Below are 16536 nucleotides of genomic sequence, written 5' to 3' on the forward strand. Positions count from 1 at the left end.
ATTGTAAAGCGAATTTGATCGCAAGCCAAGTAACTGTAAAGCGAAAACAGTGTTTAACGACAATGCTGTCAAGCCAATCCCGTACTTAACCCCCTAACCCTGTAAAGTTTTTTCAGTGTAAGACATACTGCCTTTAAACTACCTTGTTACTGCCCTTCGTCTGCCCTTCATCTGCCCTTCGTCTGCCCTTCGTCTGCCGTTAGACTGCCTTTAGACAGCCTTTACACCCCGTGTAGACTGCCTCTACACTGCCTTCCACGGCCTTTATCCACAGTCAATAGTGCTTTGTCATAGGTGTGTAAGTGTGGAAGAAGGACTCAGGCATTGCAAGTCCTTATAATTTCGAACTTAATAAGTTCCCATATTTTGCCTTTAAGGCAGATTGGATCGAACTCGTAATCTGCAGTATCGAAATTTGTAAGTTGGGAGGTTATTTCTTTTTTGTTGTGCGTGTAGGGGTGCCTTTCCAGGTGTAGGTCGTATTAAGTCTGAAGGGGTATCGTGTCTAGTATTTCATGTAAATCCCAGAAATCTTTCTTTCTGCCTCCGCGTTGTATGACATCGATTTTCATTGCTGCTATTTCTGCAACTGTGGCCATTCTTATTCCATCTTCAATATGCGGTTCGCGGATAAAACTATCTGTATGGTAAATATCCAGCTTTATAACATCTTCCTTATTTTTTCCAACAATATAGGAAGTGCCAATTCCAATTAATCCTTCTGTGGATTTTTCGAAGTACTTATATTTTTTGCTGAGATAATTTTCAATTTCCTGGAAGTTTATTGTGCCATATTCCTGATCGCTGAATAAATCGATATCCACTGACATACGGTGGCCCAGATGCAGGCTGAGTGCTGTGCCGCCTACTAATCGGAATGCACGGAACATCTCCTGATTCATAATATCTTTCAGGATTGTCTGAAGCAGAGGTGAGACTGTATTCCAATGAAGCATTATCGATTAGTTTTCCTTCTTTTTTAAGATTTTATTTACTATATCGTCACCATAGAATGCAATTAACTCATTTTTTTCCTGCTCGTTTCCGCGTTCAAAAACTCTTTTGATAATCGCTTCCTTTTGGAGTATCCAGTCAATGTTTTCAAAGCTGGTATCCCAAAAAAGTATTTTCCTTAATTTCTGTAAATCGGGGTGATGGCTTTTGTTTTCCTGCTGCTTAATTTGTTTTATTTCATAGTATGTCTGCAGTATCATAAAGAAGCCCTCTTCAATATTCAGCTTATGCTCGATTTTTAATGCGAGCGCAGTATTCATCAGGCGTTTCCCTTTTGTTATAGCACTAATGGTTTGTGGGTACTCTCCGATGGAAAGTGCTAATTGACCCTTGGGGAGATTTCTTTTCTTCAATTCGTATTCGAGGAAAAGACCGGGATGGATTCCCTTTAATGCATTGAATTCCTGACTTTTCATACCGCAAATGTACGAATTAGTTTTCATCGTTTGGTGTAAACAAATTTGTTTAGTTGCTTGTGTTTTAACTTTATTATAATATGTAAATGGTGGGTATTAAGTATTGTTTACCCTTTTGTTTCAGTTTCCCCTTCGAATTGGATATCAGTTTCTGGTGCTACAATACCCGATGTGATGGCCGCAGCTGGCAGCATGCCGAAGAGATAAACGAAAACTGATACTGCTCCCATCAGGGTATACTGGATCATTTCTGCGGATATAGCTAAAGCTATAGGGGTGGTAATAAACTGGTTGATGACATATACAAATGTCTGCAATACCTGTATCCAGCAATACAATACAATGGCTGATGCAAAATAACTGCTTCTGAGTTCAGCATTGAGACGGTACCCGATGCCCTTAAGGTAGATTCTGATAGCAATGAAAGGTGTTAACATCAGCGTGGCCATACCCAATATGTTCTTGAGCCAATTATGCAATTGCAGGCTGAGTTTCGTGTAGTTTTCGAAAGTATAACGCTCTGTCTGCATTTGCTCCAGTGTTTCATGAATGCCAAATAGTATCAGAATGATGAAAGCGCCGAGTACAAAGAGGTTCCATGCAGCAACCGGTATACCTGAGATAAATGCGGCACCGTTTGCCGGAAGGCTTCCTTTATGAAAGTGTATGCCTATCAGGCTGCTGGCCAGCATTGCGATTTGTATGCCCGGTGTTAATCCGGAGAATAGTCCTGCCAATAGAAAATTGGTATTGTCTTCAACCATATTCCCCGTCAGCATTGCAGTAAACACGAAAACAACTCCACCCGCCAGTATTCCCCCAATAATTGCTGCAAGACACACATTACGGCAAAACCGGGAATGTGTCAGGTAAAAATGCTGTATAGTCTGAATTGTATTTAACAACGACTGCCGGAAAGAAGGCCACATGGGTATAGGTATTTAGGTAAAGGATACGTCAAGGTAAAAATTTTCTCCTGCTTTTGTTTGCCGTATTGTTATTTACCTTAATTTTAGCACAATAACGTATGCATTCCTCGCTTACATACAAATATCAGAGCAGTTATTGCTTTCTCATGGCAACTCTCGCCATGGATTCGGCGTTATAATGCCGGGGCCTTCATCTGGCCATCTCCTCCTGTAAACATATTATGACCCATTTGCCGGCTCACCGCCGGAAAGGCTCAATTCCACCAATTATGCCACATTATCATACACTTGGGCAAATTCCGCATAAGCGGCATACCCAGTTCCGTCAGCCAAACGGGAATCTGTACTCGGAACAGCTCTTCTCCACCGAAGGGTTCTCTTCCCATTACTCCCTCCTGTACCACTGCCACCCGCCCACCGAAATCGTGAAGGTTGATGAGCCTTATGCCGCTGCGCCTCTTGTGGCAGAAGAAAAGATGCTGAAGCACCGCAGCTTCCAGGGGTTCAATATCCAGCCGGAAAACGATTACCTCGCTTCCCGCAAACCCGTACTCGTTAACAGCGATTGCCACCTTTCCCTTGCCGCCCCGCGCAGCAGTATGAAGGAATACTTTTATAAGAACGCCGACGCCGACGAACTGCTCTTCATTCACGAAGGCTCCGGCGTACTCCGCACCCAATACGGCCGTATCGAATTCAGGTATGGCGATTATCTATCCATCCCCCGCGGTACCATCTACCAGATCGAATTCTCGAATGCAGACAACCGGTTGTTCATCGTGGAATCGTTCAGTCCCATCCGGTTTCCGAAAAGGTACCTCAGTCCGTTCGGCCAGCTCCTCGAACATGCACCTTTCTGTGAGCGCGATATCAGGCAGCCGAAAGACCTTGAAACCATTGATCAGGCAGGCGATTTCATTATCAATATCAAAAAGAAAGGCGTGATGTACCCCATCCATTACGGGCATCACCCGTTCGATGTGGTGGGCTGGGATGGTTGCGAATATCCTTTCGCACTCTCTATCCACGACTTCGAACCCATCACCGGCCGTGTGCATCAGCCCCCGCCGGTGCATCAAACATTCGAAGGCCACAACTTCGTAGTATGTTCCTTCGTACCCCGCCTGTACGATTACCATCCACAGGCAGTTCCCGCTCCATACAATCACAGTAATATCGACAGTGATGAAGTACTGTATTACGTAGACGGTGATTTCATGAGCCGCAAACACGTAACGCGTGGTATGATCACCCTGCATCCCGGCGGTATCCCGCATGGGCCGCATCCCGGTGCTGTGGAGAAGAGCCTGGGCGCTAAGGAAACGAAAGAACTGGCCGTGATGGTGGATACCTTCCATCCGCTGCAGGTAACCAAGGATGCGCTGGGCATTGAAGATGAGCGGTATGTGATGAGCTGGGCCGAATAATTTATACTTTTAGGAAAAATAAACGCATGGAATACAGACAATTAGGAGAAAGTAATCTGAAAGTATCCGCCATCACTTTTGGCGCATGGGCCATCGGCGGCTGGATGTGGGGAGGCGCAGAGCGTAAGACGCTACCGAGGCTATCCGCGCTTCCATAGACCGGGGTGTTACCTCTATAGATACCGCTCCTATCTACGGACAGGGCACCAGTGAAGAGATCGTAGGCGAAGCGCTGGAAGGCATCTCCCGCGATAAAGTACAGCTGCTCACCAAATTCGGGATGACGTGGGAAGGCACCAAAGGCACCTTCGGCTTCAGCAGCACTGATAACAACGGCAAAGCCATTGATATCTATAAATACGCCGGCCGCGACAGCATCATCCGCGAATGCGAAGCCAGTCTCCGCCGTATGCGCACCGATTATATCGACCTCTACCAGATCCACTGGCCCGATGCTACCACACCCATCGAAGAAACCTTTGAAGCAGTGCTGCGCCTGAAAGAGCAGGGTAAAATCCGGGAAGCGGGTGTGTGCAACTATAGCGCGGAGCAGATGAAGCAGGCCGATGCCGTGTGTAAGCTGGTATCCAACCAGGTGCCCTTCAGCATGGTGGAGCGCAATATTGAAAAGGAACTGGTGCCGTATTGCATTGAGAACAATAAGTCTATTCTGGCTTACAGTCCTTTGCAGCGCGGTATCCTCACCGGTAAGATCAAGCCGGATCATAAGTTCGAAGAAGGGGACCACCGCCCGAAAACACCATTCTACCAGCCCGATAACATTGCCCGTATCAATGCATTTCTGTCGATCATAAAGCCGTTGGCAGAAAGCAAGAATGCAACGCTGGCGCAGCTGGTTATCCGCTGGACTATCGAACGGCCGGGTATTACCGTGGCACTTGTTGGTGCGCGTAATGCAGGGCAGGCCCTTCAGAATGCGGATGCCATCAACATAAAACTTACATCGGAAGAAATCGATTATATCAATAAACATCTGTACGCGCTACAGCTCGTATAACAATAGAAATCAAACACCAAAACAATCTTTTTTATGAACACAGCCACCGTAAAGCCAGCAACTGCGCAGGAAACGAAAGATTTTCTGCCGCTCAACGGCACGGACTACGTGGAGTTTTACGTGGGAAATGCCAAGCAGGCCGCACATTTTTACAAAACGGCCTTCGGCTTCCAGTCACTCGCATACGCCGGCCCTGAAACCGGCGTGAAAGACCGCGTGTCTTATGTACTCGTACAAAACAAACTGCGCTTCGTACTCACCACCCCGCTGAAACCGGGAGGTGAAATTGCAGCGCATATTGAAGAACATGGAGACGGCGTGAAGGTGCTCGCACTTTGGGTAGATGATGCCCGCCTGGCTTTCGAAGAAACCGTAAAACGTGGCGCTAAGCCTTTCATGGAGCCGGTTGTGGAGAAAGACGAGTTTGGCGAGGTGGTACGCAGCGGTATTCATACCTACGGCGAAACCGTACACATTTTCGTGGAACGTAAGAACTACAATGGTGCTTTCCTGCCCGGTTTCCGCCCCTGGCAGAGCCGTTACCAGCCTACCAGCACCGGTTTACAGTATGTAGACCACTGCGTGGGTAACGTAGGCTGGAATGAAATGAATACCTGGGTGGATTTTTACAGCCAGACCATGGGTTTCCACAACCTCGTATCGTTCGATGATAAGGATATTTCCACCGAATATTCCGCGCTCATGTCTAAAGTAATGAGCAATGGCAACGGGCGGATCAAGTTCCCTATCAACGAACCTGCGGAAGGAAAGAAGAAATCACAGATCGAAGAATACCTGGAATTCTACGGCGGTCCCGGTGTACAGCACCTCGCCATCGCTACCAACGATATCGTACATACGGTAGGCGAACTGCAGGCAAGAGGCGTTGAGTTCCTGACGGTACCATCATCTTACTACAAAGACCTGCTGGACAGGGTAGGGGAGATTGATGAAGACCTGAAGCCACTGGAGGAAATGGGTATCCTCGTAGACCGTGATGATGAGGGATATCTGCTGCAGATCTTTACCAAACCGCTGCAGGACAGGCCTACGCTCTTCTTTGAGATCATCCAGCGTAAGGGTGCCAAATCTTTCGGGAAAGGCAATTTCAAGGCGCTGTTTGAATCTATCGAGCGCGAACAGGCGCTGCGCGGCAACTTATAAACCAACCTGCTACGTGAGAAAATAAAAGGGTGACCGAAAAGAGATAATCGCTTTTCTGGTCACCCTTTGCCGTTTAGGGTGTTGTTATTTGGAGAATGTATTCCTCACCGCATTGAAAGAATTGCCCCGGCTCCAATTGTCGTGATACAAGACGTTGGTGTTGGTGCCGCCATCGCCTCGGTACAGGCCATGTTGGATGTATAGCCCGGAAGTCCATCCGTTCACGCCGTTGCGGCTGTAGGGGATGGCATATTGTGTTTCCGGAATCCTTTTGATGTTGGATGTCCATTGCAGCGTCGCCATGTTGGGGCGTGCATAGATTTTGTTAAACACCGCATTACCTTCCACGCGGTGCCACACTTCCACGATCCCCGTATTGTCAGGCTTGAACTTCACATGCACGATAAAATCGTTCCATTTCCCTTTGTTGAGGTTGTGGAGGATTGTATCGAAATCTTCATGTTCCGGCGGCCAGTAATTGGTGCAGTCGCCGGTATTGTAGTTTACACGGAGGATGTTTGCACGCGCATCGAACGCCAGCGGCGGCGGTACGTCGAAATGGGAATGCCATTGCATAATGATGCCATAGCGCCTGGGCTCCGTCCAGTCGGTCGGGAAAAGGCTGGACCAGCCATAATAGTAATCATCGCTTTCTGTTTCGCGTGCATAGTTCCACAATGTCGCTTCCAGGCGTTCGCCGCTGGTGAGGGTACTGTCGCGCTTCATGAACTTATCGCCCGGCCTTACCATAAACCTGCCGGCATACCGGCCTTCCCGCACGGTGTCAGTCACGACGGTAAACTGTGTATCCACGCTTTTGCAAATGAAACCGTTGGTCCATTGTGATCCATCGCCGGTTTCATAGTTGCAGTGCAGCTCCACTTTGTCCGGTACACAGCCCCAGACTTCCAGTTCGGTATAACTGTTCCAGGCGGAGGCCGTATTGCCGAAACCGGTGATTCGGATGTACCGCGCGCAGGTTTTGGTGAAGGGGTAAGATTGGAGCGCCGTGATCATAGGTTCGGAATTGCGTTTGGATACTACCGTCATCCAGTTAGCGCCGTCGCGCGATACAGCCACTTCAAAGCTGGATGTTCTCGTGGCATGTCCGTTGGTGTGGAAGGCGATTTTCACTTCACCGATCACGGTCATGGAATCTAGTTTGACGGTAAGTGTAGTAGGGTTGCCTTCGCCAGACCACCGGGTGCCAAATTGCCCGTCGATAAGGTTGGCAAGCCCATTGCCGGGTTCTTCCGTTGCAGAAGTGCTCAGTTGCCGGAGCTGCAAGGGAATTTTGGCGAAAGGCGTTTGGCATGATTTACAGCGCAGGCTGTCCGGCAGCCGTGGGCCGGGTTTCCTGCAGGAGGAAACCGGGACGGATAATGCAGCGCATGTCGCTACAAAAAGAACGAGAAGGATGGCTTTCATGTTGATGAAAAAGGATCTGGTTTGATAGAATAGGGTTTATTGGAAAGTAGCCCGGATGGCATTGAACGACGTGCCGCGATGCCAGTTGTCCTGGTACAGGGAGCTGGTTTTCGTAGAGTCAATGCCGCGGTACAGCCCGTGTTTGACATACAGCCCGGAAGTATATCCTGCTCCAAGATCAGTGCGGGTATACGGGATGCGGTAGTTTTCCGATACATCTTCTGTTTCGTTGGACCATTGCAGGGTAGGTACATTCGGTAGCGAGAGCGCCCGGGTAAATTCCGCCTGTCCTTCCAGCCGGTGCCATACTTCCAGCAGGCCGGTATTATCGGGCTTGAATCGTATGCGCACAATAAAGTCATGCCATTTTCCTTTATTCAGCTGAGCGATGGTATGGTTCTGCTGATATTCCGCTGGCCACCATTCGCCGATGTCCCCGCTGCTAAATTCTACGCGGACGTTATTATCCTTTACGCCGAATGCGATGGGAGGGGATATGGGCGTATGTGCATGCCACTGCATGAAAATTGCCCAGCCTTCCGGTTGCTGCCAGTCTTCCGGGAAGAGGGTAGACCAGCCATAGTAGTATTCATCGCCTACGGTTTCGCGGACGTAATTCCAGCGGTTTACTTCCATGCGCTCACCGCTGGTGCAATTGCTGTTTTTGCAGACACGGTCGCCAGGGCGGACGGTAAACTTAGCCGCGTAATTGCCCTGCCGTTTTGGACTGGTAACAATGGCGAATTGTGCCGCCGAGTCTTTACCGGACCAGCCATCGTCCCATTGACTTGCATCTCCCGTTTCCCAGTCTCCGGTGAGGTCAATAGCGCCTTCCGGGTTGGTGGATTTGCCGCAGCCCCAGATCTCCAGTTCCGTCCAGCTGTTCCAGTTGCTTTGACTGTTTCCGTGGCCTGTGATGCGGATGAAGCGGGTGCATGTGGGGGCAAAGGAGAAGTCCTGCAAGGTAGTGATATTGGGCGCTGAATTGCGCGTGGCTACAACGGTTGTCCAGTTAGTGCTGTCTTCCGAAATAGCGATCTCGAAGCTGGAGGTGCGGGTGGCGCTGCCGCTGGTGTGGAAGGCGATGCGTACCTGCCCAACGGCCCTGACAGAGTCGAGTTTGACAGTTACGTGCTGCGGGTCTCCCTGTCCGGACCAGCGGGTGCCAGTGGAGCCGTCTATCAGGTTGGCAAGGATGTTTTCCCCATCTGCCGCTGCGGTAGTGGAAAGCTGCGATGGCGTCAGCGGGAAGCGGACGAGCAATTTGGAACATGGGGCGCAAGCCGTGCTGTCGCCCGGGCCGGGGTACTCGTTTTTAACGCAGGAGGAGCCGGTGGAAATGAAAGATGTCAGCGCCAGCAGGGCTGGCCATGGTAGGAGTAGTCTCATGTGTGCATGTATTGTTTATGGTTGATAAAGAATCAGTCGAAAGTTGCCCGGATGGCGTTGTAGGAAGTGCCACGGTTCCAGTTGTCCTGGTGAAGGATGTTAGTTACGCCGGGAGTTAAGCCCCGGTACAGCCCGTGTTTGGTGTAGGTTCCGGTAGTCCAGCCGTTGGTGGTTCCCAATTTGAAGGGGACGCCATACAAGGCGACATTGCCATTTTCTATTTTCCCCGGGATGCTGGTCCATTGCAATGTAGGTACGTTCAGTTCTAATGCCAGTGTGAACTCCCGTTGCCCTTCCAGCCTGTGCCATACTTTAATTTTGGCATTGAAGTCGGGCCGGAATTTGATCCGCACCATGAAATCGTGCCATTTACCCTTCGTGGCCGGCGCAATTACGTGATCCTGCCTGTACTGGATTCCGCTGTTGATATTTCCGGAATGGAATTCTGCTTCCAGGTTGTTTCCGTTTATGGCGAATGCTACGGGAGGTGAGATCGTTGTATGGCAATGCCATTGCATGAAGATAGCCCAATCATTGGGTTGGATCCAGTTAGCGGGGAAGTAGGAGGACCATCCATAATAGAAATCATCATCCAGTGTTTCGCGGTCATAATTCCAGTGAGAGAGTTCGCATCTTTCCCCGCTGGTGCAATGCCCGTCTTTACAGGCACGGTCGCCGGGTCTGACGGTGAACCGGGCTGCATAATTGCCTTGTCTTTTCCGGTCGGTGACGATCGCTAACTGCGCTGACTGACTAAGTCCGGAAAAGCCTCCTGTCCATTGGCTGATATTCCCTGTTTCCCAATCGCAGACCATATCAAGCGCCCCAATGGAAGAACCCCATACTTCCGCTTCTGTATAACTGTTCCATAGATTGCTGGTGCTGCCGTGGCCGGTAATGCGGATAAAACGCGCCTCCCTGATGGAGAAAGGGAATGACTGGAGTTCGGTTGTGCCTGCGGTGCTTTTTTGGTTGGAGAGTACGGTGGTCCAGGCGGTACTGTCTGCCGATACCGCTATATCAAAGGTGTATATATGAGAGGGGTATCCTGTAACATAAAATGCGATCTTTACCTGGTTAACCATATAGGTAGTTTTAAGATCGAGGACAACAGATTGAGGATTACCTTCGCCCGACCATCGGGTATCCAGGTTATTGTCGAGCAGGTTTTCTACGCGGTTGTCCTGATCGAGTGGGGCAGTGGTGGAAATGCGGTGCCGGGCTACCGTGATTTTCCGGTCTGCTGCCAGTTCGGGAGCAGCCATAGATGTGAGTGCTTTAGGTGAAGGCGCCGGTGCCTGCTGATCGTTTTTGTGGCAGGCGGTCAGTGAAAAGATGCAAATCAGCACAAGGCATGCATACCGGAAGGAGATTTTCATGCGGGAGAGGTTTAAGTAAAAAATGAATGTGAGGGCGATTGCTAATGTGGAATTGAACCGAGCTTAAATTTTACCTATCTTGTGTGTGCGGACACAAACATAGTAACAAATTGGTGTGTGCGCACACACTGATAAAAAATTATGTGTTTGCGTTAAAAAAATATCGAAATAGCAGCATAATATTACCGGGTTGGGAATGATTGATATGCATTACCTGTAAGGAATCCCTTTTTATACCAATAAGTAAGTATTCATGAGCGGCAAATCAGTTAGGATTAAGGACATCGCGCAGAAGGCGGGAGTGTCTACGGGTACGGTTGACCGGGTTATACATAATCGCGGAAAAGTGGCGGAAGACGTGCGGGAGAAGGTGTTGAAGATTATTGAAGAGATGAATTACGAGCCCAACCTGATCGCCCGGGCGCTGGGGGCAAATAAGACCTATAGCCTCGGTGCACTGATCCCGGACCCGCAGGCGGATAGTTATTGGCTGGAGCCGCGTGCCGGAGTTGAAAAGGCGGAGAAAGCGCTGAAACATTATGGGGTGGCGGTTAAGAAGTACCTGTTTGATCCCTACGACGTGGCGTCTTTCCAGGCCCAGGCACTGGCCTTGTTGGCAGGGGCGCACGACGGGGTGGTGATTTCTCCGGTGTTCTACCGGGAAAGCCTGCCATACTTCGAAGCCCTGCAGCAGGCAGGCACGCCCTTCGTTATTTTCAATAGTCAGATATCGGAATATACGCCCCTGAGTTATATCGGGTCCGATCTGTATACCAGCGGTCTGCTGGCCGGGAAGCTGTTCCATTACGGCCTGCCGGCGCCATGTACCTTACTGGTGGCGCATATCGACGAGCGTGCAGCCAATGCATCGCACCTGGGGAAGAAGGAAAAGGGATTCCGGAATTACTTCGTGCAACACCACCTGGAAGAGCAATATCCTATCGTGGCAGCGGAGCTGGACAGGTCCAATATGGCGGCGTTTATCGGGCAACTCGATAGCCTCATAGAAGATAATCCCCGGCTCGGAGGCATATTTGTCACCACGTCCAAAGCCTATTCCATCGCAAGTTATATGGAACAGCGGCGTATTAAACACATCCGGCTTATTGGTTACGATCTGTTGCCGCAGAACCTGCACTATCTGCAACAGGAGCAGATACAGTTCCTTATCAACCAGGGGCCCTTTGGGCAGGGGTATTGGTCCGTCTACTACCTAGCGGAACATGTGATCCTTGGCAAAGAGATTCCGCTCATGAAATATATGCCGCTGGACATCGTCACCCGTGAGAATGTGAACTACTACCTTCCGGAGCACGACGAAAAGCCGCTGCTGGAGCATAAAGTATCGCTTTAAATACTGTTGTTTTATAGGTTTTGCGCCGGTGCCTCCCCGCACCGGCGTTTTTTAATTCCACACTTTGATAGATTATTGATTAAAAAATTGCGTGTACGTACCCAAATTTGATAAAATCTATGTGTGTGCGCAAACAATTTGATAAAATTGTTTGTTCTTCAAAAAATCGCGTTATGTTTGTGTTGTTCCCAAGGAACATTTTACCACGTTTTCAGACAGTTTAGAATAGATATACAGGACCATCAGAATAGCCAGTACACGCATGTGAGTCTAAGACGCCGTTAATAACCAAAAACAAGGCTGACAATTACTATGAATTCAATCCGGATCAACCGCGCAAACAAGCTTTGCGCAACGGCAGCCCCATGCCTTTCATTTGCCCTCCCGGCCAATAAAACCGGTCAGGGCCATGACCAAATTCGTACTCAACCAAATTATCGTCTAATGAAACGAACATCGCATTGTCTAAAAATTATCATCTCCCTTTGCCTGGGCCTTTGTGTATGGCTTCTCCCGTTTATTGCCGCCGCGCAATCGGCTGGTGAATGGCGGCTTTCAGGCATTGTTAAGGGAATTGACGGCACGCCACTGCCCGGCGTATCTGTAGCGCTGAAAGGTACTTCCCGCGGTACCGCAACTGATGAGAATGGCCGCTATGCATTATCCGTTCCGGCGCAACCGGGTGCTCTCGTCTTCAAGTTCATCGGCATGCTGCCGCAGGAAATCCCATTTACTGCTGCAGGCACGCAAAACGTGACCCTGCGCAACAGCGAGGAATCGCTGAATGAAGTAGTGGTAGTAGGCTACGGGACCATGAAGAAAAGCTCGCTTACCGCCTCCGTTTCCAAACTCGAGAACGTGAAGCTGGATCAGATACCCGTAGGCCGCGTAGAGTCGGCCCTGACTGGCCGTATCGCCGGCGTAAACATAGCGCAGACAAGTTCTGCGCCAGGCGCAGCCCCCGTGATCCGTATCCGTGGCGCGGGCTCTATCGATGCCAGCAATGATCCGCTAGTGGTGATCGACGGGTTTCCAGGCGCAGGGCTTGGCAGCATAAGCATGAATGATATCGCTTCAATCGAAGTACTGAAAGATGCATCGTCTGCTGCTATTTATGGCTCCCGTGCCGCAGGGGGTGTTATCATCGTTACCACCAGGAAGGGCAGAACAGGCAAACCTGTGCTGTCGGTCAATTCCTTTGCCGGTGTTTCCTCGCCCATGTTGCATAACGACTGGCTCACCGGAAAGGAGTTCTACGACTACGCCGTTAAATATCAGAACCGCGAACTGGCCTGGGCTGGTGGAGATGTTACCGTTCCTGTCTGGGGCGACGCCCGTCGCCTGGCGCAGTACCAGGTGAGCCCTGTGCTCCTCAATGGCGTTAATAACATCTGGCAGGATGCGGTGACGCAAAATGCACCGTTTCAGAACTACAATGTCTCGGTTAATGGTGGTACTGAGAACGTCCGCTATTATGTATCCGGTACGGTGAAGAGCGAAAAGGGAACCATCCAGACTACTGGCTTCAATCAATACGGCATCCGCGCCAATCTCGATGTAAAAGTGAATAAGGTGATCAGCGCAGGTATGATGATCAACCCGATTTATTCTACCCGTCGCCTTGCACCCACCAGTACAGTGAGCCTCGCCAAGTATCCAGGCTTCGTGCCCACTCAAAATGAAGACGGATCTTACCCGAGGGCCCGCGATCTCTGGGGTGCCGTGGTTACGAGTCAGGCCAATCCTATGGCCATCCTGCAGGGTACCCAGATCACACAGCAGGCGTTCAATAATATCGGCGAACTTTTCGTTGCATTACAGTTTACACCCTCGCTGAGCTTCAAAAGCTCCTTCGCCGGGAATATTTCCTACGGTACCAACGAGCGCTTTCAGGCGCGGTTCGCCACTAATAACGGTATAAGCAACGGTACCGCCAGCGATAACCGAAACATCAATCTCCTCAACGAAAACGTCCTCAGTTTCAATAAAACATTCGCCCGGCACCACGATGTGAATGCCATCGCCGGCGCATCCTTCCAGAAGAACACTTCCCGCAACGCCTATATGGGCGTGCTACCCGGCTCGTTCGAGAATGATATCATCAAGACGCTGAACAACGGCATCATCGACCCCAATTCCACCGGCTCTACCAAGTCTGCCTGGGGGCTCATGTCGTACTTCGCGCGCGTCAATTATGCCTATAAATCCAAATACCTGCTGGCGGCTTCTATCCGGACCGATGGCTCCTCCCGCTTCGGCCCCGACAATCAATGGGGATACTTCCCCTCCGCATCCGCGGCCTGGCGGGTATCCGAAGAGGATTTCCTAAAAGGGAACCCTCTGCTTAGTAACCTGAAAGTACGCGCCAGTTATGGCGTAACGGGCAACTTCAATATCGGCGATTTCTCCTGGCAGGGCGGTATCAGCAGCACAGTGTATTCCCCTAATAACCAGTTGGGCAAAGGCAAGGCGCAAACCTCTATCGAGAACAGGGCGCTGAGCTGGGAGAAGACCCGCAGCTACGACTTTGGTGTGGATATCGGGTTGTTCCGGAACCGCATCAACATCACGGCAGATTACTACGACAAACGCACCAACGATCTCCTGTACAGCGTGGCGGTACCCGCCATCAGCGGCTTCACCGGCTCTATATCTAACATCGGCGATATCGGTAACAAAGGCTTCGAAATAGAAATCAACTCCCAGAACGTCAAGGGTAAATTCACCTGGAACACATCTTTCAATTTCTCCATGAATAAGAACAAGGTGCTCAACATGGGTGTGGATAAGGAAAAGCTGTTCGAGGATCAATACGGCATGTCATGGCTCCTGCGCGTGGGAGAGCCGATGTTCTCCTATTACGGGTATAAAGCCATCGGCGTTATATCCAGTACACAGGTGCTCAACAGCGGTATCCCGTTGTATCCCGGCAGCAAGCTTGGCAATCCCATCTATGAAGACGTGAATAAAGACGGCAATATCGATGCGCGGGACCGTGCCATCCTCGGCAATTACCAACCCAAAGCGATCATCGGCCTCGTAAATGATTTCGCATATAAAAATTTCGATCTCAGCATCGCCGTACAGGCCAATCTCGGTTCAAAGGTGTACAACTATGAGAACCAGTATTACCAGGGCGCGCTGGTAGGCGCTATGCGCCGCGATCTGGTGAAGAACCAGTGGTGGTCCGAAGCGGAGCCGGGCGACGGCCGTGCTCCCGCAGCCGCCCTCAGCACGCTCAACTTCCAGGGCCGTTCTGACCTCTATATTGAGAACGGTTCTTTCTTCGCCGTGCGCAACATGAACCTCGGCTACAATTTTCCGGAAAGCATATCACGCCGCCTGCGCATGAACCAGCTGCGTGTATTCGGTTCCGTTTCGAATCTGCTGATGGTGACCGATAAAGAATACCATGGCTATAACCCTGAAGGGTATAATGGTCCGTATGCCGGCTATAACGATGGTACAGAGCCCATCAACCGCGTGGTAACTTTCGGCCTCAACGTTCAATTCTAATTGCAAAAAGACTGAAGATGAAAACGATTAAATCTTATATAGCGGCCTGTATGATGGCTGCAGTGTTCGGACAGGGATGCAAAAGCGATCTGCTGGAGTTGTCGCCCGAATCTTTCCTGACCAGTTCCAACTTTCCGCAAACCGCCAGCGATATCGACCAGCTGACCATCGGTATCTATAGCAGGCTGCAAAGCCGCAAACCGGGGGATTACCTCGTGATGGAAGTGCCTTCGGATAACCTGTTCATGTCTGCCAACCAGTCGATCGCCGGCTCTTTTGAGCTGGACGGCCTAACCCCGGAGCCCAGTAACCCATTGCTGAACAACTTCTGGATCAGCACCTACAACGCCATCTTCCGTGCTAATTCCGTACTGGTGGGTATCGACAAGCCCACGGATTATAAAGCAGGGCTGAAGGATCAATACATCGGAGAAGCAAAATTCCTGCGGGGGCTGTTGTACTTCGACCTGGTACGTGTGTTCGGCGACGTACCGAAAGCGACTACCGTTCTTAGTATCGAGGAGTCGCGTAACACCCGGAAATCTCCGGCTGCAGAGATCTATCAGCTCATCGTGGATGACCTGACAGACGCAGCTGCGAAGCTACCGCTGCAATCGGGTATTGCGAAAGGCCGTGCCACCAAAGCAGCAGCTTTAGCATTGCTGATCAAGGTGCAGGTATATCGGAAGGAATGGGCGGCGGCAAAGGCGGCGTCCGACCAGCTCGCTACCATCCAGGGATACGGACTGGTGGGCAATTTCGCGGACTTATGGAAGCTCAATAACGAAGACAACCCGGAATCTATTTTCTCCCTGAAGTATATCGACGGTTCTAATGGCCATGGATTATCTACCGCTTTCATTCCCAACGCCGGCTCGGCAGGGATAGTGAACCGGGGTGATGAAGTGGCATTGCCATCATGGAGCCTCATTAAGCTATATAACGATGCCGATAAGCGCAAGGCCGCCACGGTATCTCTCAATTACACCGCCGCGTCTAACGGGGCTCCTACGATCTTTTATCCCTATGTCGCCAAATATGCTGTCGCGCATACCTTCCAGGCCTCCGGGCTGGACCTGCCAGTAATCCGTTATGCGGACGTAGTGCTGCTGAGAGCGGAGATCGCCTTCCGCCGCAACCAGCCCGCCGCAGCCCTGGCTGCACTGAACGAGATCCGGGAACGGGCGTTCGGAGATGATGCCCATAACTATACCGCCGCCGACATTGCAACGGAAACCACGTTTTATGACAAGTTGCTGCTGGAGCGGCAACTGGAGTTCGCGTATGAGAACGAACGCTGGTTCGACCTCACGCGTACCGGCCGCTTCGCGCAGCTTGTTAAAGAAGAAAGGAACTACAACAACGTTACGCAAACCGCGGTAACGGCCACGCTGCGGCCGCAGGCATTCATGCGGGTATTCCCTATTCCGCAGGTACAGATCGGGCAGGCGGCGCCAGGCGTACTGGAACAAACACAAGGCTATTACTAATCACACAAAAAC

The 16536-nt window shown here is 50.6% G+C and carries 13 protein-coding genes; 7 read left to right on the plus strand and 6 right to left on the minus strand.

Annotated elements, in window-relative coordinates:
- Positions 1 to 482: 482 nt before the first annotated feature.
- From DEV76_RS16555 to DEV76_RS16565, 3 genes are all read right to left on the minus strand, one after another.
- The gene (locus DEV76_RS16555) at positions 483 to 956 is read right to left on the minus strand and encodes a nucleotidyl transferase AbiEii/AbiGii toxin family protein (protein ID WP_198652101.1); all 474 of its coding nucleotides are present in this window, start codon (positions 954 to 956) and stop codon (positions 483 to 485) included.
- 6 nt (positions 957 to 962) lie between these two features.
- Complete coding sequence (locus tag DEV76_RS16560) at positions 963 to 1430, minus strand: helix-turn-helix transcriptional regulator (RefSeq protein WP_109699044.1); 468 nt, start codon at positions 1428 to 1430, stop codon at positions 963 to 965.
- Between the two features lie 107 nt (positions 1431 to 1537).
- Positions 1538 to 2167 (minus strand): hypothetical protein, encoded by a 630-nt coding sequence (locus DEV76_RS16565; protein ID WP_157962934.1) that lies wholly within the window; start codon positions 2165 to 2167, stop codon positions 1538 to 1540.
- Positions 2168 to 2628: 461 nt separating this feature from the next.
- On the opposite strand from DEV76_RS16565, the gene DEV76_RS16570 reads away from it, so the two are divergent.
- The 4 genes from DEV76_RS16570 to hppD are packed head-to-tail and all read left to right on the plus strand — an operon-like array spanning position 2629 to position 5968.
- Positions 2629 to 3786 carry a homogentisate 1,2-dioxygenase gene (locus tag DEV76_RS16570; RefSeq protein WP_109699046.1) on the plus strand — a complete coding sequence of 386 codons (1158 nt, stop codon included), beginning with the start codon at positions 2629 to 2631 and terminating at the stop codon, positions 3784 to 3786.
- A gap of 26 nt (positions 3787 to 3812) precedes the next feature.
- Positions 3813 to 3944, plus strand: a complete 132-nt coding sequence (locus DEV76_RS26285) for a hypothetical protein (protein ID WP_262509831.1) — start codon at positions 3813 to 3815, stop codon at positions 3942 to 3944.
- Between the two features lie 32 nt (positions 3945 to 3976).
- Positions 3977 to 4804: an aldo/keto reductase gene (locus DEV76_RS16575; protein ID WP_232826984.1), complete on the plus strand. Its 828-nt coding sequence runs from the start codon at positions 3977 to 3979 to the stop codon at positions 4802 to 4804.
- A gap of 33 nt (positions 4805 to 4837) precedes the next feature.
- On the plus strand, positions 4838 to 5968 hold the full coding sequence (gene hppD / locus DEV76_RS16580) for a 4-hydroxyphenylpyruvate dioxygenase (RefSeq protein ID WP_109699047.1): 1131 nt from the start codon (positions 4838 to 4840) through the stop codon (positions 5966 to 5968).
- 84 nt (positions 5969 to 6052) lie between these two features.
- On the opposite strand, the gene DEV76_RS16585 is transcribed toward hppD, so the two are convergent.
- From DEV76_RS16585 to DEV76_RS16595, 3 genes are read right to left on the minus strand one after another with little or no spacing between them, the layout of a single operon-like run.
- Positions 6053 to 7396, minus strand: coding sequence for a heparin lyase I family protein (locus DEV76_RS16585; protein ID WP_109699048.1), 1344 nt, complete (start codon positions 7394 to 7396; stop codon positions 6053 to 6055).
- Positions 7397 to 7432: 36 nt separating this feature from the next.
- On the minus strand, positions 7433 to 8785 hold the full coding sequence (locus DEV76_RS16590) for a heparin lyase I family protein (RefSeq protein ID WP_109699049.1): 1353 nt from the start codon (positions 8783 to 8785) through the stop codon (positions 7433 to 7435).
- Between the two features lie 32 nt (positions 8786 to 8817).
- Positions 8818 to 10164 (minus strand): heparin lyase I family protein, encoded by a 1347-nt coding sequence (locus DEV76_RS16595; protein WP_109699050.1) that lies wholly within the window; start codon positions 10162 to 10164, stop codon positions 8818 to 8820.
- A 253-nt stretch (positions 10165 to 10417) separates the two neighbouring features.
- Here DEV76_RS16595 and DEV76_RS16600 point away from each other — a divergent pair, with 253 nt between their 5' ends.
- The 3 genes from DEV76_RS16600 to DEV76_RS16610 all read left to right on the plus strand — a co-directional run bounded on the left by DEV76_RS16600 (position 10418) and on the right by DEV76_RS16610 (position 16524).
- Positions 10418 to 11518: a LacI family DNA-binding transcriptional regulator gene (locus DEV76_RS16600; RefSeq protein WP_109699051.1), complete on the plus strand. Its 1101-nt coding sequence runs from the start codon at positions 10418 to 10420 to the stop codon at positions 11516 to 11518.
- A 444-nt stretch (positions 11519 to 11962) separates the two neighbouring features.
- A complete protein-coding gene (locus tag DEV76_RS16605) occupies positions 11963 to 15034 on the plus strand; it encodes a SusC/RagA family TonB-linked outer membrane protein (protein WP_157962935.1) in 3072 nt (1023 codons plus the stop codon).
- 17 nt (positions 15035 to 15051) lie between these two features.
- On the plus strand, positions 15052 to 16524 hold the full coding sequence (locus DEV76_RS16610; protein WP_109699053.1) for a RagB/SusD family nutrient uptake outer membrane protein: 1473 nt from the start codon (positions 15052 to 15054) through the stop codon (positions 16522 to 16524).
- Positions 16525 to 16536 lie beyond the last annotated feature (12 nt).

Source organism: Chitinophaga deserti (genome assembly GCF_003149455.1).
Lineage (GTDB): Bacteria > Bacteroidota > Bacteroidia > Chitinophagales > Chitinophagaceae > Chitinophaga > Chitinophaga deserti.

Excerpts from the sequence above, each read along its gene's own strand:
- DEV76_RS16555 (WP_198652101.1), bottom strand. The coding sequence starts at position 956 with ATGCTTCATTGGAATACAGTCTCACCTCTGCTTCAGACAATCCTGAAA.
- DEV76_RS16560 (WP_109699044.1), bottom strand. The coding sequence starts at position 1,430 with ATGAAAAGTCAGGAATTCAATGCATTAAAGGGAATCCATCCCGGTCTT.
- DEV76_RS16570 (WP_109699046.1), top strand. The coding sequence starts at position 2,629 with ATGCCACATTATCATACACTTGGGCAAATTCCGCATAAGCGGCATACC.
- DEV76_RS26285 (WP_262509831.1), top strand. The coding sequence starts at position 3,813 with ATGGAATACAGACAATTAGGAGAAAGTAATCTGAAAGTATCCGCCATC.
- hppD (WP_109699047.1), top strand. The coding sequence starts at position 4,838 with ATGAACACAGCCACCGTAAAGCCAGCAACTGCGCAGGAAACGAAAGAT.
- DEV76_RS16585 (WP_109699048.1), bottom strand. The coding sequence starts at position 7,396 with ATGAAAGCCATCCTTCTCGTTCTTTTTGTAGCGACATGCGCTGCATTA.
- DEV76_RS16590 (WP_109699049.1), bottom strand. The coding sequence starts at position 8,785 with ATGAGACTACTCCTACCATGGCCAGCCCTGCTGGCGCTGACATCTTTC.
- DEV76_RS16595 (WP_109699050.1), bottom strand. The coding sequence starts at position 10,164 with ATGAAAATCTCCTTCCGGTATGCATGCCTTGTGCTGATTTGCATCTTT.
- DEV76_RS16600 (WP_109699051.1), top strand. The coding sequence starts at position 10,418 with ATGAGCGGCAAATCAGTTAGGATTAAGGACATCGCGCAGAAGGCGGGA.
- DEV76_RS16605 (WP_157962935.1), top strand. The coding sequence starts at position 11,963 with ATGAAACGAACATCGCATTGTCTAAAAATTATCATCTCCCTTTGCCTG.
- DEV76_RS16610 (WP_109699053.1), top strand. The coding sequence starts at position 15,052 with ATGAAAACGATTAAATCTTATATAGCGGCCTGTATGATGGCTGCAGTG.